Source organism: Citreicoccus inhibens (genome assembly GCF_019039035.1).
GTDB classification, from domain to species: Bacteria; Myxococcota; Myxococcia; order Myxococcales; family Myxococcaceae; genus Citreicoccus; species Citreicoccus inhibens.
In genome coordinates this window covers 68213-91850 of record NZ_JAHNZT010000021.1, presented here as the reverse complement: position 1 = coordinate 91850, position 23638 = coordinate 68213, and the positions used below count along the sequence as shown (strand labels likewise).

The 23638-nt window shown below is 71.3% G+C and carries 14 protein-coding genes; 10 read left to right on the top strand and 4 right to left on the bottom strand.

Features of this window, described 5'->3' with window-relative positions; translation table 11 throughout:
* Window positions 1-119 precede the first annotated feature (119 nt).
* The 9 genes from KRR26_RS23015 (at window position 120) to KRR26_RS22975 (ending at window position 19492) form a co-directional block, all read left to right on the top strand.
* On the top strand, window positions 120-848 hold the full coding sequence (locus KRR26_RS23015) for a hypothetical protein (RefSeq protein ID WP_120206700.1): 729 nt from the start codon (window positions 120-122) through the stop codon (window positions 846-848).
* Window positions 845-1618 carry an SAM-dependent methyltransferase gene (locus KRR26_RS23010; protein WP_217080833.1) on the top strand — a complete coding sequence of 258 codons (774 nt, stop codon included), beginning with the start codon at window positions 845-847 and terminating at the stop codon, window positions 1616-1618. The genes KRR26_RS23015 and KRR26_RS23010 overlap by 4 nt, the downstream gene beginning before the upstream one ends.
* A 143-nt stretch (window positions 1619-1761) precedes the next feature.
* On the top strand, window positions 1762-2136 hold the full coding sequence (locus tag KRR26_RS23005; protein WP_217080832.1) for a hypothetical protein: 375 nt from the start codon (window positions 1762-1764) through the stop codon (window positions 2134-2136).
* An 80-nt stretch (window positions 2137-2216) separates the two neighbouring features.
* A complete protein-coding gene (locus KRR26_RS23000; protein WP_120206697.1) occupies window positions 2217-2678 on the top strand; it encodes a VOC family protein in 462 nt (153 codons plus the stop codon).
* A gap of 60 nt (window positions 2679-2738) precedes the next feature.
* On the top strand, window positions 2739-5975 hold the full coding sequence (locus KRR26_RS22995; RefSeq protein WP_217080831.1) for a carboxypeptidase-like regulatory domain-containing protein: 3237 nt from the start codon (window positions 2739-2741) through the stop codon (window positions 5973-5975).
* A gap of 151 nt (window positions 5976-6126) precedes the next feature.
* A complete protein-coding gene (locus tag KRR26_RS22990) occupies window positions 6127-7377 on the top strand; it encodes a metallophosphoesterase family protein (RefSeq protein WP_217080830.1) in 1251 nt (416 codons plus the stop codon).
* The gene (locus tag KRR26_RS22985; RefSeq protein ID WP_217080829.1) at window positions 7374-10553 is read left to right on the top strand and encodes an AAA family ATPase; all 3180 of its coding nucleotides are present in this window, start codon (window positions 7374-7376) and stop codon (window positions 10551-10553) included. The genes KRR26_RS22990 and KRR26_RS22985 overlap by 4 nt, the downstream gene beginning before the upstream one ends.
* Before the next feature lie 476 nt (window positions 10554-11029).
* Window positions 11030-16702, top strand: coding sequence for an AAA family ATPase (locus KRR26_RS22980; RefSeq protein ID WP_217080828.1), 5673 nt, complete (start codon window positions 11030-11032; stop codon window positions 16700-16702).
* A 60-nt stretch (window positions 16703-16762) separates the two neighbouring features.
* Window positions 16763-19492 carry a hypothetical protein gene (locus tag KRR26_RS22975; protein WP_217080827.1) on the top strand — a complete coding sequence of 910 codons (2730 nt, stop codon included), beginning with the start codon at window positions 16763-16765 and terminating at the stop codon, window positions 19490-19492.
* A gap of 16 nt (window positions 19493-19508) precedes the next feature.
* On the opposite strand, the gene KRR26_RS22970 is transcribed toward KRR26_RS22975, so the two are convergent.
* A complete protein-coding gene (locus KRR26_RS22970; protein ID WP_217080826.1) occupies window positions 19509-20069 on the bottom strand; it encodes a sugar O-acetyltransferase in 561 nt (186 codons plus the stop codon).
* A gap of 179 nt (window positions 20070-20248) precedes the next feature.
* Here KRR26_RS22970 and KRR26_RS22965 point away from each other — a divergent pair, with 179 nt between their 5' ends.
* Entirely contained in the window at window positions 20249-21646 is a 1398-nt protein-coding gene (locus KRR26_RS22965; protein ID WP_217080825.1) for an MATE family efflux transporter, read from the top strand.
* A 10-nt stretch (window positions 21647-21656) separates the two neighbouring features.
* Here KRR26_RS22965 and KRR26_RS22960 read toward each other — a convergent pair whose 3' ends face one another.
* The 3 genes from KRR26_RS22960 to KRR26_RS22950 all read right to left on the bottom strand — a co-directional run bounded on the left by KRR26_RS22960 (window position 21657) and on the right by KRR26_RS22950 (window position 23528).
* Window positions 21657-22049 carry a DUF488 domain-containing protein gene (locus tag KRR26_RS22960; RefSeq protein WP_217080824.1) on the bottom strand — a complete coding sequence of 131 codons (393 nt, stop codon included), beginning with the start codon at window positions 22047-22049 and terminating at the stop codon, window positions 21657-21659.
* 155 nt (window positions 22050-22204) lie between these two features.
* Window positions 22205-23110: a M57 family metalloprotease gene (locus KRR26_RS22955; RefSeq protein WP_120206689.1), complete on the bottom strand. Its 906-nt coding sequence runs from the start codon at window positions 23108-23110 to the stop codon at window positions 22205-22207.
* A gap of 19 nt (window positions 23111-23129) precedes the next feature.
* The gene (locus tag KRR26_RS22950; protein ID WP_120206688.1) at window positions 23130-23528 is read right to left on the bottom strand and encodes a hypothetical protein; all 399 of its coding nucleotides are present in this window, start codon (window positions 23526-23528) and stop codon (window positions 23130-23132) included.
* Between the last annotated feature and the right edge of the window lie 110 nt (window positions 23529-23638).

Sequence of the window (23638 nt, the reverse complement as noted above, 5' to 3'; positions counted from 1 at the left end):
CGGGATGCCGGACGCGTGCACATCCCTGCGGTCCTGGGGTCCCCGCGCGGTGGAGTCGCGCCCCAGGCTCCGGCGTCCGGCCATGAGCCGCCGCCCCCGCGCCATCCCCGGGAGTGACCATGAGCGAGGGAACCGTGTACCAAGAGGCGCTGCGCAGGCTGCGGCTCCTGTCGCTGCCACCGCCCTTCGCCCACCAGGTGCTGGAGGCCCTGGAGTCCGGCCGCCCCGGCCCCCTGCCCCTGCTGTACGAGGCGGGCGCCGAGGCGGGCCTGGCCCCGCCGGTCCTCCAGACGCGCGGCGCGGGCATCTACTTCGGATTCTGCGCGGCCCGACTCGCCGCGCCGGCCGTTCGCTTCGGCGCGCCGCTGTTCGGTGAGGGACCGCGCGTGCAGTACCTGCTGCAGAACCTGGCCTTCTCCACGCTCACCCATGAGCACGCGCGGGTGCCGCAGCACGTGCTGGAAGAGGCCACGCGGCTGCTCGCCTCGGCGGTGGTCTCGCCCGCGCTGTCCACGCCCGTGGAGGCCTGGACGGCGCCGGTGTTCCGCCGCGTGGCGCAAGGGCTCGCGGGCGTGCAGTGGGCCGCGTACCTGCGCCTGCTGTGGGCCGGCACGGCGATGGAGGACGCGGCCGAGGCGGCGGGCCAGAACCTGGGCATCGCCGCGCACGTGGCGGAGGACATCCGCGCGCGTGCGCCGCGCTTCTACGCCATGCCCGAAGAGGACCAGCGCCAGGTGGCCGCCTGGGGACGCGAGGCCGCCGAGGACCTGCGCCGGCACGGCCTGCGCTGCCTGGACGCCGCGCTGCGAAGGCTCGAACCCAGCCTGCCGGAGGAGGGCACCCCATGAGGGAGTCGAGTCCATCGCTCGGGGGTGGGCTGCCCCTCGCGCCCAGGCCCGGACGCGGCCCTCGGGTGCACGACCACACGGGGCTGGTGGATGGGCTGCCACCTCCGGGCCTGGACGCGGCCACGCTGCGTGGGCACATCCACGCCGCGCAGGAGGCCCTGCTCACGGAGCTGGCGCGCGCCATGGGGCCACTGCCCCACCCCATCGAGCTGCTGGACCTGGGCTGCGTGCGCGGCGGGAGCCCGGTGTACTGGGCGGCGCGCCACGACGCCCAGGTGACGGCGGTGACGAGCGTGCCCTCGCACGTGGACGTCGTGCGCCGGCGCGCGCAGGCCGCGGGCCTGGGGACGCGGGTGCGCACGCTGTTGGGCGAGCCACGCGAGGTGCTCGGCCGCGCGCGCTTCGACGCGGTGGTGGCCGTGGAGGGAGGTCGCGCGCAGCCGCGCGCCGACTGGTTCCGTCAGGCCCGTGCGCTGCTGCATCCAGGGGGTGTCCTGGCCGTGGCGGATTGCTTCCAAGGGCCAAGGACAGGCGGCGTGGACGCGGAGCTGGGCGAGGCACGCGCGGCGGGGCTCGAGGTGGAAGCGCGGCGGGACCTGTCCTCGCGCGTGGTGGGCTTCTGGACACTCACCTCGGAGCTGCTCGCCCGCGAGTCCGCCTCGGCGCGGCAGGGACCGCGCGAGGCGCAGCGCGAACACCTGTCCTTGCAGCAGGGCTTGCTCGACGGGCGCCTCGAGTACGCGCTGCTCGTCCTGCGACGGCGCGACTGAGCCGGCACCCTTGAGGTGAGCGAGGGCCTGCCTGTCCACTCGGACAGACGCCAGCCGGCGCACGCCCATTCCGAGGGCAGGATGCCAAGCGACAGCGCCAGCACCAGCCTATGGGCCAGTCACTCACCCATGGAGGTGTCGCGATGGCGGGTTGGTCCAAATGGATGATGCTGGGCGCGGTGGCGGCGACGATGACCCTCACCGGCTGCAAGAACGACCGGAACAACAACGGCTCCATCTCCTCGAAGGAGCACAGCGGTGGCGGCGTCGGCACCACCGATGAGGGCACGGGCGGCAGCGGCAAGAGCGGCACCCACGGCAAGAAGGGCTCCATGGCCGCAGACGCGGGCACCATGGGCATGGACGCGGGCTCGGGCGGCTCCGGCATGATGGACGAGTCGGGCAGCGGCTCCTCGGGCAGCGGCTCCTCGGGCAGCGGCTCGATGGGCAATGACTCCTCGGGCTCCATGGGCGGCTCGACGGGCAGCGGCTCGGGCGGCTCCGACAGCACGCACTAGCGGCCTCGCTCTTCCAGGGGGCTCTCCCCCTGGAAGAGTGGGCGCGCGGCATCCACTCGAAGTTTCCGGTTGGGGGGCACATGGCCAAGGCGATTCCCGAGGGATTCCACTCCATCACGCCGTACCTGTCGCTGCGCGACGCCTCGAAGGGCATTGAGTTCTACAAGAACGCGCTGGGCGCGAAGGAGCTGTACCGACTGCCCACGCCTGACGGGAAGGTGGCGCACGCGGAGCTTCAGGTGGGCGACTCGCGGGTCATGCTCTCGGAGGAGAACCCCACCTGGGGCAACAAGAGCGCGAAGGCCCTGGGCGGCACGCCCGTCATGCTGTGCCTCTACACGGAGAACGTGGACGCGCTCGCGGACCGCTTCGTCAAGGCAGGCGGCAAGGTGGTGCGCCCGCTGGAGAACATGTTCTACGGCGACCGGTCCGGCACGTTCGAGGACCCCGAGGGCTACCGCTGGACGCTCTCCCAGCACGTCGAGGACGTGGCGCCCGAGGAGATGAAGACGCGCATGGCCAAGATGATGAAGGGCGGGTAGCGCCTCCTCGTCACACCTGGCGCGGCTGCTATGGTCCTCCGGACAGCACCGGAGGACGGCATGCGCAGGTGGGCGGTGGCGGTGGTGGTGGCAGTCGTGGGGCTGGTGTTCGCGTTGGGGCTGCTCGTTCATCGAGCACCGCGCGCCACCCAGCCCCATGACTTCGCGGCGCAATCCCAGACATCCATTTCAAACACCCCACCCAGGGTCCTCGCCCCCGTGGGCCTGCGCGCGAACCAGGGCACCGCGCACATCCGCGGCATCGTGTTCGACGAGCGAGGCCCCGTGACCGGCGCGCGCGTCCTCGCCACCCGCGCCGAGCCGGGCGAGACACTGTCCGAACGCGCGTGCGAGCCACCTCCCGATCCAGAGCGGCGCGCGGAGGAGTTCTACGCGACGAAGCCGGGGCCGTGCAGTGAGAGCTCGAACCACGAACTGCTGGAGCTGGTGAGCCTTCGCGAAGGCGAGACCCTCACGTACGCGGACACACTCTCGGGCCCGGGAGGCACGTTCGCGCTCGAGGGCCTCCCCGATGGCATCTTCACGCTCTGGGCCGAGAACGCGCGCGGCGCCACGGTCCGCTTCGGCGTCTTCACCGGCACGGAAGGGTTGGAACTTCAGCTCGGTGGAGCAGGCAGCCTGACCGGGGTCGTGCTGGAAGAGGACTCCTTCACCCCCATTCCCCATGCCCGGGTGACCGCGTTCTCCGCCCGAGACACGCGATTCTTCGATTCGGTCACGGACGAGGAAGGCCGACTCCGGCTGGGCCCCCTGCCCGACGAGGTGTACATCCGAGTGATCATCACGGCAGACGGATGGCTCCCAGCGCGCCTCCCTCTCTCTGTCCTCAAATATCCGGGTCATGCCGTACGCCTTCATCGACCGCGAGAGATTCACGGGCGCGTGGAAGAGCGCGGAGCACCCGTGGCCGGAGCGCAGGTCCACGTGGAAATCAGTGGATATGGGCCGAACTCCGAAACGTGGAACACCACTTCGGATGAACAAGGCCGCTTCGTGTTTGAGTCGCTCCCACCCCGTTCATACCGAGTCACCGCAAAACATGCGGGGCTTGTCGGCTTCTCTCTTGGCGACCTCGAGGCTCCGCAACCCGCCGAGGTGGTGCTCTCTCTCGTCGACGCCCGCTTCGCGGAGGGTACGGTGCGCGACGCCGCCGGTCAGCCCGTGGCGAGCGCGAGCGTGGTCCTGCGCAAGCAAAACAGCGGCTACGAACAGGCCCAGCATCGTGTTGCTGAGGATGGACACTTCCGCATCGGGCCCTTGGAGCCTGGAACGTACAGCGTCTGGGGCTCCGCCCCTGGATATCGTGCATCTCAAGAAGAGGAGTTGCAGCTCACCGCGGACACGAAGCCACTGGAGATCGTCCTCCAGCGTTCGACCCTCATCGCAGGGCGGGTGAGGGATAGCGAGAAGCAGCCCGTCGCATCCGTCACCATCACTGCGTGTCCGACGGGACCTCGAACGCTCTCAGCGATGGACACCTTGATGTGCAACCAGGGCGATGCCGACGACGACGGGAACTTCGAAGTCACCATCGACAAGCCCGGCGAATACAGCGTCGCGGTCCAGAGTCACGAGTACCTGAGCGATGCCGTGACGGTGCGCGGTCCGGCTCAAGGCGTGCGCCTCGACGTGCGTCGCGGGGCTCGGCTCGTGGGTGAAGTCCTCGACTCGAAGAACCGGCCAATGGGCGATGTCTCTGTCTCCCTCTGGGAGAACACCCCCTCTCGCGATCCCGTCCCCGGCTCATTGCAGACGGTGACCGCGGACCCCCAGGGACACTTCACACTCCAGGGCTTGCATGCGGGCCGTTACGTCGTGGAAGCAACGCAATCCGAGGGGGGCGTGGAGCGCACCGCATCGCAAACCCTCGAACTGAGCGAGGACGCGCAAGCGCAGGTGACCGTGCGCTTCGAGGCGGGCTGGTCGCTCGCCGGAATCGTGGTGGATGGTGAGGGCCGCCCCATACCGGATGCCAGACTTCGCGCCACCGTGACGCAGGACGGCCTCCCGCAATGGAGGCGAGGAACCCTGCCCACGGGCTACCAGCGGGTCGCCATACCGCCGGGCGTGCGCACAGGGCCGGATGGTCGCTTCGTCCTGCGCCAACTCGTGGCCAACGCCTACGACCTGGAGGTCTTGAAAGACAACTACATCTGTCCCAATCCCGAGCCCTGCTTGCGCGTGGAGAATGGCCAGACCGAGGCCCGCCTCGTCATGGAGCGCGTAGCCCAGGTACGAGGACACGTCGTGGGCCCCGACGGCGCGCCCATCACCAGGTTCTGGGTGAACGCGGAGGACTTCGAGAACAAGACGGGCACATTCTCTATCGCCATCGACGACACCGGGACCGTGCCCATCACCATCACAGTCCCCAAGCTCGCGCCCCTGTACCGCACGGCGGAGGTGCGCCGAGGCGAGGACATGGACCTGGGCACTTTGCGCATGGAGCACGGCCGCACGCTGAGCGGACACGTGGTGGATGCGGAGACAGGTCAACCGCTAGCGGTCGACTTGATGATCGCGGCGCTCGCCAACAACGCCGACTACCCGCAACAGCACAGGTTCCACCGCTCCGCCGCGGATGGGACCTTCCGGCTCGAACACCTCTCCACCAGCCCCTTCTCCCTGGAGATCAGCGAATCGAACCAGGGGCATCTGCCCACCCAACGGGTCATCACGCCCGACGTCGAGGACCTCACGGTGAGGATGGAGCGGGGGGCTCGCATCGAGGTCGATGTGCGAGATGCACATGGGCGGCCCCTGCCGGCCACGGTCGAGTTCAGTGGCATCGGCCAGGGCTCTCGGCGTCTCAGGCCCGAGGACCCAAGAGTGGTCACGGGGCTTCCCGCCGGAACCTACCTGGTGCGCGCGGACTCGGAGTCTCACGCGCACATCCCCAGCCAAACGGTGACGGTTCCCGCCACTGGCAAGGTCACCGTCACCCTGATCGAACAGGAGAACGTGGGTGGCGCCACGTTGAAGGTCCACGTGACGGACCGCAACGTGGGGCAAGTGTTGTGGCTCCCCGGTCCCCTGGCGTTTCCGCCGACGGAGGCGGTCCTCACCCAAGCCTTCGGAATGGGGATGCGGCCCGACACCTGGGAGCCCATGGACATCGCCGTGTTCCAGCACCTCCCGGCCGGCCCCTCGACCCTCTTCTTCGAGCGCGATTGGGGAGATTCCTCCATGTACGCCAAGGAGGAGGTCGACCTCCCCGCGGAGGGCACGGTCTTGCGCGAGGCGCGCCTCAAGTGGACGGAAGTGCAGAATCCCTAGGACCCAAGGCGCGGTCCGACTCACCAGGTTCGCGTCATCTGGCGGGTCCTCGACGCCTGCGGCCCGCACGCTTCCACGGGTTGTCCACCAGCCATCGCACGACGCGGCGGAAAGTCGGGGCCGCGTCGAGTCTCGGTTACGGTGAGCGCCGATGCGTTTCTCCTTCGTCCACGCCGCCGACCTGCACCTGGATACGCCGTTTCGCGGAGTGGCGTCGCAGGCGCCCCTGCTCAACCGCTTCCAGTCCGCCACCTTCCAAGCCCTCACCCGCATCGTTGACCTGTGCCTGCGCGAGCGCGTCGCCTTCCTGCTCCTCGCGGGCGACCTCTTCGACGTGCGCGACCGCTCCGTGCGCGCTCGCCTCGCGCTGCGCCGCGAGCTGACGCGCCTGGACTCCGCGGGCATCCAGACCTTCATCGTCCACGGCAATCATGATCCGCTCAGCGGGGACACCGGCACGCTGGGACTCCCCTCCTCCGTGAAGGTCTTCGGCCCCGAGTGGGAGGACGTGGAGGTCCGCCGCGAGGGTCGCCGCCTGTGTCGCGTGCAGGGCGTGTCCTATCCGGACGTCGAAGTGCGCGAGAACCTCTCCGCGCGCTTCCGGCGCACCGGCCCGGACTTCTCCGTGGGCCTGCTGCACACCAACCTGGGCGGCGCGGAAGGCCACGCCAACTACGCGCCGTGCACGAGCGCGGAGCTGGCCGCTCGCGGCCTCGACTACTGGGCCCTGGGCCACGTGCACACGCGCGCGGAACACCTGCTCGCGGGCGGTGGCGTGGCTGTCTATCCCGGCAACCCGCAGGGCCGCCACGTCCATGAGACAGGCGAGCGCGGCTGCGTGCTCGTGGAGGTCGAGGATGGCGCCACCCGCCGCAGCTTCGTGCCCGTGGATCGCGTGCGGTGGCACCGCCTGGAGCTCCCGCTCACCGGCGTGCGGTCCCTGGACTCGCTCCAGGTCCTGGCGCGCGAGCTGGTGGACTCACGCTGCGCCAGCGAACTGGACGGCCATGCGGTGCGCCTCACGCTCGCGGGACGCGGCCCGCTGCACCGCGAGCTGGCTCGCCCGGGTGCGCTCGCGCAGCTCGAAGCGGACCTGCGCGAACAGTTCGCCCACGGCCATCCGCCCGTGTTGCTGGAGTCGCTGCGCGATGGCACCCGCCCGGAGCTGGACCTGGACGCGGTGCGCGCCGCGGGCGGCTTCATGGGCACGCTGCTCACCGAGGCCGAGGCCCTCGCGCACGACGACGCCGCGCTGACCGCGCTGTGGCACGACGAAGAGCTGGCCAGCCTGGGGCAGCGGCTCAAGCGGTTGGGCGTGGACGCGCTCGAGGCGCCGCGCCCGGAGCTGCTCGCGCGCGCGGGGCAGCACGTGGTGGAGCACCTCCACGAGGAGACGCCGTGAAGCCCGGGCTGCACATCGACGGCTTCCAGGTGCAGGGCTTCGGTCACTTCGCGGGCTTCTCCAGCGCGCTGGGGCCGGGCCTCAACCTCCTCTACGGCCCGAACGAGGCGGGCAAGAGCACCCTGTTGGCCTTCCTGCGCGGCGTGCTGTTCGGCTTCGAGAAGCGCGGACAGGCCGAGCGCTACGAGCCCGAGTCCGGCGCTTTCGGGGGAGAGCTGCGCCTCGTGACAGGCGCGGGCCCGCTCGTGGTGCGCCGGCTCGCGGGCCGCCGCTCCGAGGGCGAGCTGACCGTGCACGGGCCCGACGGCGACGCGCTGCCCGAGTCCTTCCTGCGCGACGCGCTCACCCACGTGCCGCGCGAGCTGTTCTTCGAAGTGTTCGCCTTCCGTCTGGACGAGCTGTCGTCCTTCCAGAACCTCGCCGAGCAGCGCGGCGTCTCCGAGGCCCTCTTCGCCGCGGGCATGCGCGGCGCGCGCCGCTTGCCCGAGGCCGTGGAGCGGCTGCGCAAGGACGTGGACGCGCTCTACGCCCCCCGTGGCCAGAAGCCCGAGCTCAACCGCGTGATGCGCGAGCTGGAGGAAGTGCAGCGCCAGCTCCGTGAGGTGGGCGACCGACCCGCGCGCTACTTCGAACAACGCGAGGCCCTGGGCGCCCGAAGCGCCGAGCAACAAGCCTTGGAGGCGGAGCTGCGCGCCACCGCGCGCGAAGTGGATCGACTGTCTCGGCTCGACTCGGCGCTGGGCGATTTGACGGAGCTGGCCCGGCACCACACCGAACGCGAAGCGCTCCCGCCGCTGGAGGGCTTCCCCACCGCCGGCGCGGCCCGCCTGGACGACATCCTCCAGCGCCGCAAAGCCTACCGAGCCCAGCAAGCCCAGCTCGCCGAGCGACTCGCCTTCGTCAGCGGCGAACTGGCGCGACTGGCCGCCCCCTGGCCCGTGCGCGAGCGCGCGGACCTGCTGCGCGCCGCGCTCGCCGCGTTCTCGGAGCGCGCCGAGCTGATGCGCGGCCTGCCCGCGCGCCGCGCCGCGCTCGCGGCCAAGCGCCGGCAGGTGGAGCAGGGCCTGGGCGAGCTGGGTCTCGCCGTGGACGCCAGCGGGCTGCTCGCGCTGGACCTGAGCGCCACCGCGCGCGGCGAGTTGGAGCGCGTGGCCGGCCGACTGGAAGCCGCGGACACGCGCTGCCGCGAAGCCGAGTCCGCCCGAGCCGGAGCGAGAGAGAGTCGCGAGCGCCTGGAGGACACCGCCGCCCGAGCGGAGACCGAGCACGCCGTGCTCCCCGACGCGCGCCCCGCGCAGGTGCGTCAGCGCCAGGCCGCGGCGGCCCGCTTCCGCGCGGCCCGAGGTGACTTGGAGCGGCTGGGAGAACAGCGGCTGGAGCTGCGGCGCCAGCTCGACAGCGTGCGCGTGCAGGGCGAGCCCGCGCCAGCGCAGTCACCGCTGCCCGCGTGGCTGGTGGGCGTGGGCGTCGCGCTGGCCCTGCTGCTCGCGGGCGTCGCCGGACTCCAGGCGGGATGGCTCATGGCGGCCCTGTGCGGGGGCATCGCGCTCGCGCTGGTGGGGCTGCTGGCCCACGCGCGCCAACGGGTGGAGGCGGCCCAGCACGCCCACCGAGAGGCCCACGCGGCACGCCAGCGCTGGAGACAACAAGAAGAGGAGCGCCTGCGCGCGACGCTGGCCTCCCTGGCGACGCGGGAGGAGCTCATCCTCCGCGACCTGCTCGGCGCGTCCTCGGACCTGGGGCTGGCGCCGGGCGCATCGCTGGCGGACCTGGCGGCGCGGGAGACCTCGCTGCTGGAGGAGCTGCACCAGGCCGAGCGGCGAGAAGCGCTCCAGCGAGAACGCGACGCCCTGCGCACCCAGCGCGACGCGGCCCTGCGTGACGAGCAGCGCGCGGAAGAGTCCTTCCAACTCGCCGGGGCACGGAGCCAGTCCTTGCGCGCGGAGCTGGGCGCGTTCCTCGAAGCCCGTCGCTTCCCCGCCTCCGCCACCGCCTCCACGGCCCGAGCCCTGTGGAGCGACACCGCCGCGCTCCGTCAGCGCCTCCAGGACGTGATGGCGGACGAGGCCGCGCTCGTCGAGGACGAAGCCACCTGTCACGAGGCCGCCGCGCGCCTCCAGGGCGAAGCCGCGCGCACGGGCCTCCCACCGGGCGCCGTGGAGGCCGTGGCCGCGCGAATCGCCGCCGCGCTCGAGGAGGTGCGCACCCAGACCGCCGAGCAGCGGCAGCGCGAGTCCTCGTACCACGACCTCCTGGCGGACAAGGCGCTGTTGGACCAGCACGTCCGAGACGAAGACGGCGCGCTGGAGCTGCTCCTCGCGAAGGGCGGCTGCGCGGACGAGGAGTCCTTCCGCCGCCGCGCCGGACAGGCCCTGCGCTACGCGGAGCTGACCACCCGCGCGCGCGAGCTGTCCCAGCGCATCGAGGCGCTCACCGGCCTGGACGATGGAGCCGCCCGTGAGGCCACGCGCGAGGCGGGCGGCGAGTCCGGCCTGAAGGAGGCCCTGGACTTCCTGCGCGAGCGCCACCGCGTGGGCAGCGAGCGACTCAAGGCCGTCCTCACCGAGCAGGGCGCGCTGAACAACCAGCTCCAACAGTGGGAGAACGACGAGCAGCTCGCCACGCTGCGCATCCAGGAGGAGTCCCTGCGCGCCCGCGCCTCGGAGCTGGCCACGCGCTACGCGGCGGACCGACTGGCGCTGGCCCTGCTCGGCCGAGCCCGCCGGCGCTTCGAGGAGGAGCAGCAGCCGCGCGTCATCCAGCTCGCCAGCGAGCTGTTCTCCGAGCTGACCCAAGGGCGCTACCGCCGCGTCTTCATGCCCGCGGGCGGAGAGCGGGAGCTGCGCGTGGGCGACGGACAGCGGGACTGGACCGCCGAGCAGCTCTCCCGTGGCACGCGGGAGCAGCTCTTCCTGGCCTTCCGCCTGGCCGCCATCCGCGACTTCGGCGAGAAGAACGGGGCCCTGCCCCTCATCGCGGATGACGTGCTGGTGAACTTCGACCCCGAGCGCGCCCGGGCCGCCGTCCGCCTGTTCGCGCGACTGGCCGAGCGCCACCAGGTCATCGCCTTCACCTGCCACCCCTGGCTGCGGGCACAGTTCGAAGCGGAAGGGGCCTGCGTACGGGAGCTGTCCTCCTCGACCGCGCGCCTGCCCGGGACCGGCACCGAACCCTAAAAAAAACACTGGGAGCGCGCCCCCTCGACGCGCTCCCAGTGACATGCGTTTCTCCCCCAGAGAAACGCTCCCCCTCTAGGAAGCGTGCCCCCCGGCACGCCTCCATCGCCCCATCAGACGCGGTGCGCCTGAATCCTTGAGCGCGGGAACAACCACCCCAGCGCTCCCCCTCTGACTGCACAGACGCTGAGCGTCTGAAACCTTGAGCACCGGAACCTCCCCGGCACTCCCCCCGCCCCACGGATGCTCCGCATCCGCTTCCTCGGGCACCGGCGGCTCTGCCCCCAGCGCCCCGACCTTTGTCTTGAAGACGCCACCCCTCCGATTCCTTGATTTTGGACATCTTTATTTTTTCGCCCGGCCCTCCCAGGCCCCAGGAGAAGGGGGCCTCCGGTCCCGGCCGGGCGCCCGAGGGGGGCCGGGCACAGATTCAGCGGGTGCGGTCCGGCGCAGCGCCGCGCACGGGGACCCGCCCCATGAGTCAGGCGTACGCCATCACCGAGACCCTGCATGAAGGCGGAAGGCTCCGCTGGTACCGCGCGACCCGGCTCACGGACGGGCGCTCGGTGCTGCTGAAGGTGCTGGACCCTCAGCGGGGCCAGCCCGAGGACGTGGAGCAGCTGCGTCACGAACAAGCCCTGGCCGGGGCGCTGGGCCTTCCAGCGCTCGTACGTCCGCTGGCCTGGGACACCTGGCGTGGCATGCCGGCGCTGGTCCTGGAGGACTCGGGCGGGCAGCCCCTGGAGCGGCTGATGGGCGGCCCCATGCCGCTGGAGCGCTTCCTGGAGCTGGCGGTGCGCATCGCCGCGGTGGTGGCGGCGCTCCACGCGCGGGACGTGCTCCACAAGGACCTCAAGCCCCTCCACCTCCTCGTCCACCCGACCACCTCCGAGGTGAAGCTGACGGGATTGGGGCTCGCGTCGCGGCTGCCGCGCCACCCCACGCCCGCGCCCGGACCCAGGCGGGTGGAGGGCTCCCTGCCGTACCTCGCGCCGGAGCAGACGGGGCGCACGCATCGGGCCCCGGACCTCCGCGCCGACCTGTACGCGCTCGGGGTCACGCTCTATCAGCTCCTCACCGGCCGGCTCCCCTTTGAAGCGGGGGACGCGCTGGAGTGGATCCACTGTCACGTGGCGCGCCCGCCACGCTCACCCTTCGAGCGCGTACCGGACCTGCCTCGGCCCGTGGGGGAACTCCTCCTCAAGCTCCTGGCGAAGATGCCGGAGGACCGCTACCAGAGCGCGCGCGGGCTGGAGGATGACCTGGCGCGGTGCCTGGAGCAGTGGCGCGCGCACGGGCGCATCGAGCCCTTCGCCCTCGACGCGCGCCAGGTGTCCGGCCGGCTCCAGCCGCCGCGCAGGCTCTATGGCCGCGACGCGGACGCAGCCACCCTGCACCGCCATCTTCAGCACGTCATCGACACCGGGACGCCCGAGCTGCTCCTCGTGTCCGGCTACTCCGGCATCGGCAAGTCCACGCTGGTGCGAGAGCTGCTCGCGCCCGAGGCTCGGTCACGCGGCGCCTTCGTCTCCGGCAAGTTCGAGCAGTACCAACGTGACCTCCCCTACGCCACGTTCGTGCAGGCCTTCCGCGAGCGCGTGCTGGAGCTGCTCGCGCAGGGCGAGGAGCGCATCGCCGCGTGGGGTGAGCGCCTGCGCGAAGCCCTGGGCATCAACGGGCAGCTCGTCATCGACGTGATTCCTCAAGTGGAGCTGCTCATCGGGCCGCAACCCCCTGTCCCCGAGGTGCCGCCCGCCGAGGCGCGCAACCGGTTCCGCGCCGTGCTGCGCCGGTTCATCGGCGTGCTCACCCAGGACGGACAGCCGCTCGTGTTGCTGCTGGATGACCTCCAGTGGGCGGACTCCGCCAGCCTCGCGCTGCTCCAGGACCTGCTCACCGCTCCGCACGCGCATCCCCTCTTCATCGTGGGCACGTACCGGGACAACGAGGTGACGCCTCGACACCCGCTCGCGTGGATGCGCGACGAGGCGCGGAGAGGGGGCGCGCGCATCACGAACCTGGAGCTCGGTCCGCTCTCGGAAGAGGATGTGACCGCGCTGCTGGCCGACACGCTGCGCGGCTCGCGCGCGGACGTGGCGCCGCTCGCGGCGCTGGTGCACGAGAAGACGGCGGGCAACCCCTTCTTCACGCTCCAGTTCCTCGCCGCGCTCTACGCGGAGCACCTGCTCGAGTTCGACGGGCAGCGCCTGGCCTGGCGATGGGACCTGGAGCGCATTCGCGCCAAGGGCTTCACTGACAACGTCGCCGAGTTCATGGCGGAAAAGCTGCGGCGACTTCCTCGGGAGACCCAGGAAGCGCTCGGCCCGCTCGCGAACCTGGGACCGCGCGCGGGACTCGACTTGCTCGCGCGGTTCCTCGACCGTGACGAGACCCAGACCCGCGCCGCGCTCGAAGAGGCGGTTCGCGCGGGGCTCCTCCGCCCCGAGGAGGAGCGCTACGCGTTCGTCCACGACCGCGTGCGCGAGGCGGCCGCGTCACGCGTCCCCGACGAAGCACGCGCCGCCTTGCACCTGCGGCTCGGCCGCATGCTGCGCGCCCGCCTCACGCCTGAGTCCCCCACCGAGGAGCGCTTCGCCGCCGCGCATCAGCTCAACCTCGGCCGGCACCTCATCACCGCCCCAGAGGAGCGCGAGGACCTGCGGCGACTCGACATGCTCGTGGCTGCGCGGGCGAAGGCCGCCGTCGCGTATGCCTCCGCGCGCGACCACCTGCGACTGGCGACGGAGCTGCTCCCCGAGGACGCCTGGGCCACGCATCCCGCGGAGACCTTCGCGCTCTACCTCGAACGCTCCGAGTGCGAGTACCTGGCCGGAGACTTCGCGTGCGCGGACGCGCTGTTCCACCAGCTGGTCGACTCCACACGCTCGGACGTGGAGCACGCGCGCATCGCCATCCTGCGCATGCGCCTGTATCAGGTGTCCGGGCGATACAGCGACGGAGTGGACGCCGCGCTGGAGGCCCTGGCGCGGCTGGGGGTGACGTTCCCCGAGACGGTCCCCGAGCTGCGCGCCGCGACCCAGGCCAAGGCGCGGGCCGTGCCCGAGGCATTGCGCGGTCGTCCCATCGCGGAGCTCGAAGAGGCGCCCGTGGTCACCGACCCGCGCGTCCGAGCCATCCTCGACTTGCTGGCGGAGGCCATCCCCTGCGCCTCCATCAGCCGGCCCGAGCTGTTCCCCGTGCTGGCCCTGGAGGCCCTGCACGTCTCGCTGCGCGAGGGGAACACCGAGGCATCCTGCTTCGCGTACAGCGCCTACGGTTCGATGCGGGTGTCGGTGTTCCAGGACATCCCCTCAGCGTTCGCGTACTCGGAGATGTCGCTGCGGCTCAACGCGCGATTCCACGACGTGCGCCGCCGCGGAATGCTCCTGCACCTGCACGGCAACTTCATCCACTCGTGGGGCCGGCCCTTCTCCACCACGCTGCCCATCGTCGAGGAGGCGTTCCGCGCCTGCCTGGAAGTAGGTGACCTCGTCTTCGCGGGCTACCTGTCCGCCCTCACCGTGTGGCTGCACTGGGAGCTGGGCGAACCGCTCGACGCGGTGTTGGAGGCGTCGCGTCCGTATGCCGCGTTCGCGCGAGACAGCCACAACGAGCCCATGTACCAGTCCATCCGCGCGCAGCAACAATTCGTGGCCGCGCTGCGCGGACGGACGCGCGGCCCCACGCGGCTCGATGACGCCTCCTTCGACGCCGAGGCGTGCCTCGAAGAACTCACCCGGGTGAGCGCTCACACCGCGCTCGCGTTCTTCCACGTCATCCAAGAGCTCACCGCGCTCATCCAAGATGAGCCCGAGGAAGCGCTGGAGGCGGCCCTGCGCGCGGCGCCATGGACCCGCGCGCTGATGGGCCTGCCCATCGAGGCCACCCACGCCTTCGCGCTCGGGCTCACGCTCACCTCGCCCGTGGCGCGCGCCGCGGACGCCACCCGCCTCCAGACACTCCCCTCGCTCCAGTCCCTGCTCGACCGGCTCGAACACTGGGCCGAGCACAGCCCGCGGAACTACCGCGCGCCCTACCTGCTGCTGTCCGCCGAGGTCGCGCGCGTCGAGGGCCGCGAGGCCGAGGCCGAGCGCCTGTACCCCCAGGCCGCGCTCGCCGCGCGCACCAGCGGCCTCCTGCACCACGAGGCCCTGGCCCATGAGCGCGCCGCCGCCTTCCACCGAGCACGCGGCGCCGATGCCCTCGCGGCCGAGTCCTTGCGCGACGCACGAGCCGCCTTTGTCCGCTGGGGCGCCGAGGGGAAGGTGCGGCGACTCGACCAACGGCACCCGAGTCTCGCGGAGGTCCGCGCCCCGCCCTCCAGCGCCACCGTCGCCGTGTCCAACGAGCAGCTCGACCTGCTCGCGGTGGTGAAGGCGTCGCAGATCATCTCGGGCGTCATCGAGCGGGACGAGCTCATCCGCACGCTGCTGCGCGTGGTGTTGGAGCAGGGCGGGGCGCAGCGGGGGGTGCTCGTCCTCGCGCAAGGGGACGACCTGCTCATCGAGGCGGAGGCCACGCTGGAGGGCCACCGCGTGGAGACCGCGCTGCACCCGTCGCTCCCGGTGGTGACCACGCCCACGCTCGTGCCGCCGTCGCTCCTGCGATACGCGGCCCTGACCGGAGCGCGGGTGCTGCTGGACGACGCATCGCTCAGCGAGCGGTTCTCCCAGGACCCGTACATCGCGCAGCGTCGGCCTCGCGCGGTGCTCGCGTTGCCGGTGCGCCGGCAGGCCCGCGTGGTGGGGCTGCTCTACCTGGAGAACAACCTGCTGACCGGGGCCTTCACGCCCGAGCGCCTCGCCGCGCTGGAGCTGCTCGCGTCCCAGGCTGCCATCTCCCTGGAGAACGCGCAGCTGCTCGCGCGAGAGCGGACCTCGCGCGAGGCCGCCGAGGCGGAGCGACACCGCTCGACGTTCCTCGCCGAGGCGGGCGCGCTGCTGTCCGAGTCGCTCGATGCCGATGAGACGCTCGCGCGCCTGGGACGGCTGAGCGTGCGGTCGCTGGCGGACTGGTGCGTCATCGACCTCGTCATGGAGGGAGGTGGCATCCGCCGGCTCGCGGGCGCGCACGCGGACCCCGCCAAGGAGCCGCTGCTGCAGGAGCTCCGACGGCGCTACCCGCCCCGCCGCGACGCGATGCACGTGTCCTCCAGCGACCTGCGGCACGACGAGCCGCTCCTGCTCCCGGACCTCTCGGAAGAGTTCCTGCGCGGCACCTCCGAGGACGACACCCAGGCGAGACTCCTGCGCGAGCTGGGCACCCGCAGCGTGATGGTGGTGCCGTTGATGGCGCGCGGGCAGGACATCGGCGTGCTCACCCTGGCCTCGGGGACACCGGGGCGCTGGTCGCGCGCCGACCAGACGCTCATCCAAGAGGTGGCGCGGCGGGCCGCGGTCGCCATCGACAACGCGCGGCTCCACCAAGAAACCCAGCGGGCGGTCCGCATGCGCGACGAGTTCCTCTCCATGGCGGCCCATGAGCTGCGCACGCCCTTCACGTCGCTGCGACTCCAGCTCCAGAGCCTCCAGCGCGCGGTGGAGCACGAACGGGTGCACCTGCCGGACCCGGAGGCCCGCAAGCTCTCCCGCGCGCTGTCCCAGACAAACCACCTGGTGGAGCTGGTGAAGACGCTGCTCGATGTGTCGCAGGCCAGCGGCGGCCCGGTCACCGTGGAGCCCGGGCCGGTGGACCTCGCGGAGCTGGCGCGGGAGGTGACCCGCCGCTTCGCGGAGGCGTTCGCGCGCGTGGGCAGTCGGCTCGTCCTGCACACGGTCCCCTGTCCGGGCCAGTGGGACGGCCCCCGGCTGGAGCAGGTCCTCACCAACCTCCTCACCAACGCGCTCAAGTTCGGCGCGGGCCGGCCCATCGAGGTCACCGTCGAGGCCGAGCCGGGGCTCGCGCGGCTGACGGTGCGAGACCATGGCATCGGCATCGACCGGGAGCGCCAGCCCCGGCTCTTCGAGCGCTACGGGCGCGGGGTGTCCGCCTCCCACTATGGCGGCCTGGGGCTGGGCCTGTACCTGAGCCGCAAGGTGGTGGAGGCGCACGGCGGCAGCATCCACGTCCACAGCCAGCCTGGGGCGGGGGCCACCTTCACCGTGGAGCTACCTCGGGCCACCCAGCGGGCCCGGGCGGACGGGACCTGAACCCGCCTGGGAACCGACGGGCGCGCACCCACCGCCGCGCCTGTGTTAAATCCGCGACCCATGTCCACGAGCGATGTGCTGAGCGCGGCCGACCTCGAACGACTGGCCCGAGCCGAGGCGCCGGATCTGGCGGACGCGGTGCTCGCGTTCCTCGGTCAGCCCGAGCCGACCTCCGACAAGCCCCTGCCCAAGGGCGCCCTCGACTTCGACAAGCTGCTCCGCCTGCTCTCCCAGGCCCAGGACCGGGCCGACGCGAAGGACCGCCACACCGCCGCCCACGAGGCCTGGCAGCGCTACCTGGCCCAGAAGGACGTGCCCCTGCCGGCGCGCTTCGCCCTGGCGGACCTGCTCGTGTCCCTCTACGAGAAGAACACCGACGCCTCGCGCGCCGCCCTGTTCGAGCTCGTCCGGCGCGCGGACCTGCGCTTCGGCCTGTGGGGCGGACTCAAGCGCATCTACAAGCTGGCGGAGGCCCGCCATGACGCGGAGATGTTCGGCATCCTCGCGTGGCGCTTCGACACCGAGCGCGGCACGGGCAGCCGGCGCCGCGAGGTGAGCGGCGGCACCCTCACCTACCTCCAGCGTCGCGCGTGGCGCTACCTGCGCCTCTTGGGCGCGGGCGTCCCGGAGCTGTACCCGCAGTTCGCCGTCGAGGTCCTCCGCCACTACACCCCCGAGACGCGCTGGCGCTCCAGCTGGGTGGCGAACCACGTCTGGGCCCACGGCAGCAAGAACTACGCGGCCTCCACCTTCCCCATCGAGCCGCCCAAGGACATGGTGAAGCAGCGCGCGTTCCCGGACGCGTGGAAGCGCTCGCCGGACGCGCTGATGCGCCTGCTCGACACGTGTCAGGCGGACCCCGCCGCGAGCTTCGCCATCCAGGGCCTGCGCAAGGACTTCCCCGAGGCGCTCCGCAAGGTGACGCCCGCGTGGTTGGACCGGCTCGCGCGCCGGCCGCTGGGCAGCGCGCACGACTTCCTCGTGGAGACCCTCCAGGGCTCGCCCGAGTTCCACCAGGGCAAGCTGCGCGCGCTCGGGCTGCATGAGGCGGTGCTCGCGCTCCTGCTGTCGCCCAGCGCGCAGGCCCGCGCCTACGCCATCGAGTACGCCCGCGCGCACGCGCAGGACCTGTCGCCCGAGCGGCTCGCGGAGCTGGTGGCCAAGGGCGCCAACGACGTGAAGGCCTACGCCGCCGCCGCGCTGGAGAAGCACAACCCGCGCGAGCTGGGGCTGGAGCTGCTGGGGCGGCTGCTCATCACCAAGCCCACGGCGGGCTTCGCCGCCAAGGCGCTGGAGCAGTCCTTCGACCGCGCCGAGCTGACGCACCCCTTCCTCCAGAGCCTGCTCTACGGCACCAGCGAGCAGCTCGCGTGGGCCAAGGGCTACGTGGCCTCCAAGTACGCCGCGGGAGAGATGCCGGCCGCGTTCTGGAAGGACCTCATCGCCGACGCGAAGCGCTCCGCGCAGCCCGCCCAGGTGGAGGACCTGGCGATGAAGACGCTCGCGACCTACAAGCCGGCGGACATCGGTCCCGAGTGGCTGCTGGACAAGGTGGCCCACCCACGGCTGGGACGTCAGGCCGCGCAGTGGCTCACGCGCGCGGACAGCCTGCCCGGGCTGGACGTGGAGCGGGTGAAGGCGCTCGTCTTCAGCGCCCGCCATCGCGCCACCGCGCTGGCGCTCTTGGGCAACCGCAAGTTCTTCACGCCGCGCCAGCTCACGGTGCCCTGGCTCCTGGCGCTGGCTCGGCGCGCGGACCCCACGCTGCATGACTTCGCCCACCGCTACCTGTTGGAGAACGTGGCGCCGGCGGACTTCAGCGACTCGGGCGACGCGGCGGCGGGCCTGGAGCGCCTCTTCGAGCTGGCCCTGGGCGCCAAGCAGCCCGTGCCGGCGCGCGCCTTCGCGCAGACGTACCTGCGCTGCCACCACCCCATCATCGGCCCGGAGCAGCCCGAGGCGAAGTCGTACGACATCAAGCCCAAGGCGCCGCGCAAGGCCTACACACCGGAGAAGCTGTGGCCAGCGCTGTTCGACGCGCGTGACGACGTGCGGCGCTTCGCCCTGGCCATCACCCGCGCGGAGCTGCGCGCCTGGGGCTGGCACACGCGCGTGTACGAGTTGGCCGAGTCGGACGCCAAGGAAGTGCGCAACCTCGCCTATGACGCCCTCCTGCGCGCGGGCGAGGCGGGCGCGGACGCGCGCTGCACCCTCCAGCCCGAGGAGCTGGACGCGGTGAAGGTGTTCACGCTCACCGAGTCCACCAAGCGCAGCACGCGCGAGGTCGCGGTGGAGATCATCCGTCGGCACTACGCGCGCCTGGGCGGCGCCGAGCGGCTCGCGTGGCTGATGCAGAGCGCGGACCGCGAGGTGGGCCTCTTCGCCGTGCGGCTGCTCTGGGAGAAGCACCGGCCCATGCACCTGCCGGAGGGTTGGAAGCCCTCGGGGCCGAAGAACGCGCTGCCGGACCGGACGGGCTCGGAGCGCTTCGCCAACGTGGAGGCGCTGCGCACCTTCCTGCGGCGGATGCTCTTCGGCCTGCCTCCGGGACGCGCCAAGGAGGCCCGCGAGGGCGAGGTGCAGCGCCGCCTCTCCGCGAGCGTGGCCAAGCGCCGCGTCATCGAGCTGGTGCGCGACCTGGGCCTGGAGGACGAGGCCTTCGCGCGCGTGGTGGCGCCCGTGCTGAGCGAGTTCACCGGCTCGATTGCGAAGGGCGAGTGGCAGAGCTGCCTCGCCTCGCTGGTGCAGCTGCGCGCCGCGCACCCGGCCGCGCAGCTCGGAGGCGTCTGAGGCCGGCCGTTCCGCGTCAGCGCAGCGCGCGGAGGACGCGAGCGGGGTTGCCCGCCGCGAGCACGTAAGGGGGCAGGTCCTTGGTCACCACGCTGCCCGCGCCCACCGTGGTGCCCTCGCCCACGGTGACGCCTGGGACGATGACGGTGCCCCCGCCCACCCACACCTTCGCGCCGATGCGCACGGGCCGGGTGGACTCGGGGCCCAGGATGCGCACGTCTGGATCCAACGGGTGCGTGGCCGCGTAGACATGCACGCCCGGGCCGAAGAAGACGTCGTCGCCAATCTCCACGTGGTTGCAGTCGAGGACGACGCACTGGAAGTTCATGTACACGCGCGCGCCCAGGTGCAGGTACGTGCCGTAGTCGCAGAAGAACGGCGGCTCGATATAGACGCCGGGCCCCGCGGTGCCGAGCAGCTGCTCCAGCAGGGAGCGCCGCAGCTCGGCCGCCTCCATGTCCGTCTCGTTGTAGGCGCGCAAGAGGCGCCGGGCTCGCACCCTCGCGGCGGTCAGCTCCGGGTCGTTGCCCAGGTACAGCTCGCCCGCCAGCATCTTCTCGCGCTCGCTCCGCGCCATGACGTGCCTTTCGCGCCGAGGGGCAGGGGTGCCCTCGTCGCCACGATGAACACCCTCGCGGAGGACGGCAAACAGGCCGCCCGCCTGGAGAGGCGACGGGGAGACACTCGGGCCCGGGTCGCGCCCCTCGCCCTGCGATGCGGTTGCTGAAAAAGGAGCGGGACGGTACGCACCGCGCCATGGAATCCGCGGTCGCCGTGCCCGGCGCTGCTCCCGAGCCACGGGAGCTTCGTCTGTTTCAGCTCACGTGGCCCCTGTTCCTCGAGATTCTCCTCTTCATGCTGATGGGCACGGCGGACACGCTGATGCTCAGCGGCATCTCCGACGAGGCGGTGTCCGCCGTCGGCGTCGTCAACCAATACCTCTCGCTCTGCATCCTCATCATGGAGATGGTGAGCAACGGGGCCTCCGTCGTCGTCGCGCAGTACCTGGGCGCTCGCCGCAACGCCGAGGCCGCGCGCATCTCCGCGCTCGCCATCACCTTGAACCTGCTGCTCGGCGTGACGGTCAGCGCCGCGTTCCTGCTGTTCGGCAATGCCTTGCTCGCGCGGATGAACCTGACGGGACAGGTGATGGAGTACGCCCGGACGTACCTGAGCATCGCGGGCGGCTGCATCTTCCTCCAGGCGCTCATCAACGTCTTCGCGAGCCTGCTGCGCACCTACGGTTTCACGAAGGAGTCCATGTTCGTCTCGCTGGGGATGAACGCGGTGCACATCCTCGGCAACGCGCTGCTCATCTTCGGGCTGCTCGGCGCGCCGAAGCTGGGCGTGGCCGGCGCGGCGGTCTCCACGGTGGTGAGCCGCTCCACCGCGCTGCTCGTCTTCGTCTGGATGCTGTACCGGGTGATGGGCGTGAAGATGGTCGCGCGCGACGACGTGGCCTTCTCCAAGGAATACATCCTCAAGATACTGAAGATTGGAATCCCCTCGGCGGTGGAGCAGCTCACGTACCACTCGTGCCAGACGGTGTTCCTCTTCTACGTCACGTTCCTGGGGCCCACCGCGCTGGCGTCGCGCCAGTACGCGATGTCCATTTCCCAGTACGTGTTCCTCTTCAGCATCGCGGTGGGCGTGGGCACGTCCATCATCGTGGGGCGGCTGGTGGGCGCGCGCCGCACGGAGGACGCGTACCGCCGCGTGCTGGAGAGCCTGAAGTGGAGCGTGGCCATCACCGTGGCGGTGGACGTGCTCGCCATCCTCTTCCGCAAGCCGCTGGTGGGCCTCTTCACGCCCCACGCGGACGTCATCGAGCTCACCTCACGCGTCATCGTGCTGGGGCTATTGCTGGAGACGGGGCGCTCGTTCAACCTCGTCCTGGTGAACGCGCTGCGCGCCGCCGGAGACGCGCCCTTCACCGTCTACATGGGCTTCACGTCCATGGTCTGCTTGAGCCTCTCGCTGGGCTACGTCTTCGTCTTCAAGCTGAACCTGGGACTGGCGGGCGTGTGGCTCGCCGTGGCCGTGGACGAGTGGACGCGCGGCATCACCTTCTGGTTCCGCTGGAGGAGCCGCGCCTGGCAGAGCAAGTCCCTGGTGAGCGCGGCCGAACCCCCGCCCACGCTCGCGGCGGGCTGAGCCACGCGGCTCAGTGCGCGGTGCGCCGGGACCTCGTCTTCGCCGCGCGCTTCAGCCGCGCCTCCAGGTAGTCCTTCAGCACCACGGCGTTGTTGTGCTCGGTGTCGCGCGCGCCATACAGCAAGGTGACGCGGCCGTGGCGCGCGGCCTCCAACAACGGCGCCCACGCGTCGTGGTGCGCGTCCAGCTCTCGGGTGTAGCGGCGCCGGAACTCGCCCCAGCGCTCCACGTCGTGCGCGAACCACCGCCGCAGCTCCGTGCTGGGGCCCACGTCGCGAGGCCAGCCGTCCAGCCGGAGGTCCGTCTTCCTGACCCCTCGCGGCCACAGCCGGTCCACCAGGAAGCGAGTCCCCACCCGAGCCGCCGGGCCCTGCTCGCCATAGACGCGCTGGAGTTGAATCATCGTCGCCATCCTCCGAGGGGACATGCTGCCCACGCGACGCGCGCACGGGGAGCAGCCCTGAGGGGCGCACCAGCCAGGCGCCTTGCCCCGAGGACGCGAACCGCCCGTCTCGCGCGGCGTGCTCACGCGAGACGGGCGGCCTTCGGTGTCACGGCTCAGAGGAGCAGGGCGGCGCTCATGGCCGGCACGGCGAGGCCGTACACCGACACCGAGCCGCGCTCATCCAGGTTGGTCAGCGTCATGTCCGCGGACAGGACGCCGTTGCACCACTGGTAATGCATCACGCTGGACGGGTCATACGGCGTCAGCGACCGCCAGTTCGAGTCCTCGAAGCACGTGCCCGACGCGGGGTTGGTGTGCTCGTGCCGGAAGCCGAGGATGTGCCCCAGCTCGTGGCGCAGCACGCCCTCGGTGGTCATGTTCGGGGCGATCGTCTTCCAGTTCGGACTGGTGTCGAAGTCGTCGTAGTTGATGACCAGCGTGCGAGCCACGCAGGCGCCGCCGCTCGGGAAGAAGGAGCAGGCCCCGCCGGAGGTCCACGGCACCACCGCGAACGTCACGTTGGTGTTGCTGCCGGTGCAGGAGCCATCCTGCGTCGGGTCATCGATGAACGCGACGTTGGACAGTCGCGCCCACGACGAGGCCGCGGCCTGCATCTCCTGCCGCACCCGCGCCTGCCGCGAGCCGAACGCGGTGCTCACGCAGTAGCTCAAGTGCGTCACCGTCGGGTCTCGCCACAGGTCATCCGCGCCGTTCACCTGATTGACCATCAGCGGCTGCCCCGCCGTGCCGGTGTCCGCTCCCGCGACCTGCTGGTCGTAGTACGCGCGCAGCGCCTCGATGGAGGCGAGCGGCCGGTCCCACTCGACGACGTAGATGTCCCGGCCCTCCACGTGCTTGGTGCTGCGCGCGAGGAAGTCCTCCCAGCTCGGCGCATGCGACGTGGACAGCGTGGGAGCAGTGGGCTCGGCGGGGTCCGCGCCGCCACACCCGGCGAGCGCTCCCAGCAACGCCAGGGACGCCAGCCCGCGCCAGGGCGGTCTGAATTGTCGTGTCATCATGATGGCGTCACCTGGGACATCACATCTCGACCAGGATCATCTTGATGTAGCAGGTGCCGCTCACGCCCTCGTAGGCGATCTTCATATTGCGGCGCGCCAGCCCGCCCGTGAGGATGGTCTTCGAGAGCTGGTCGAACAACGGATGCGACTGCGAGATGACCAGTCCATCATTGCCGGCACACTGGTTCACGCCATTGGCGTCCGGATAGTTCGTGATGCGCGTGCCCGCGCTGTTCTCGAACCACACGACAACATCACCGGTGTTCGACACGCGGTACTGGTCCACGAAGCCCCAGACCTGCCAGGTGTAGCCATTGCTGGTCGGGGTGGCGTGACCGATGCCCGGCAGGATGGCCGAGACGGCGAGCGCGGCACCCAGGACGTACTTCTGGAACAGCGTCTTCTTCGAGCTCTGCATGGCGAAAGCCTTCCGTTGTTGGTGGATGTGAGTCCTCAGTCCAACGAGAGAAGCCGGGAATCTTCCCGAGCCCTCGCGCCGCGCGTCCTTTCCACCTTCCGCTCCCCGTA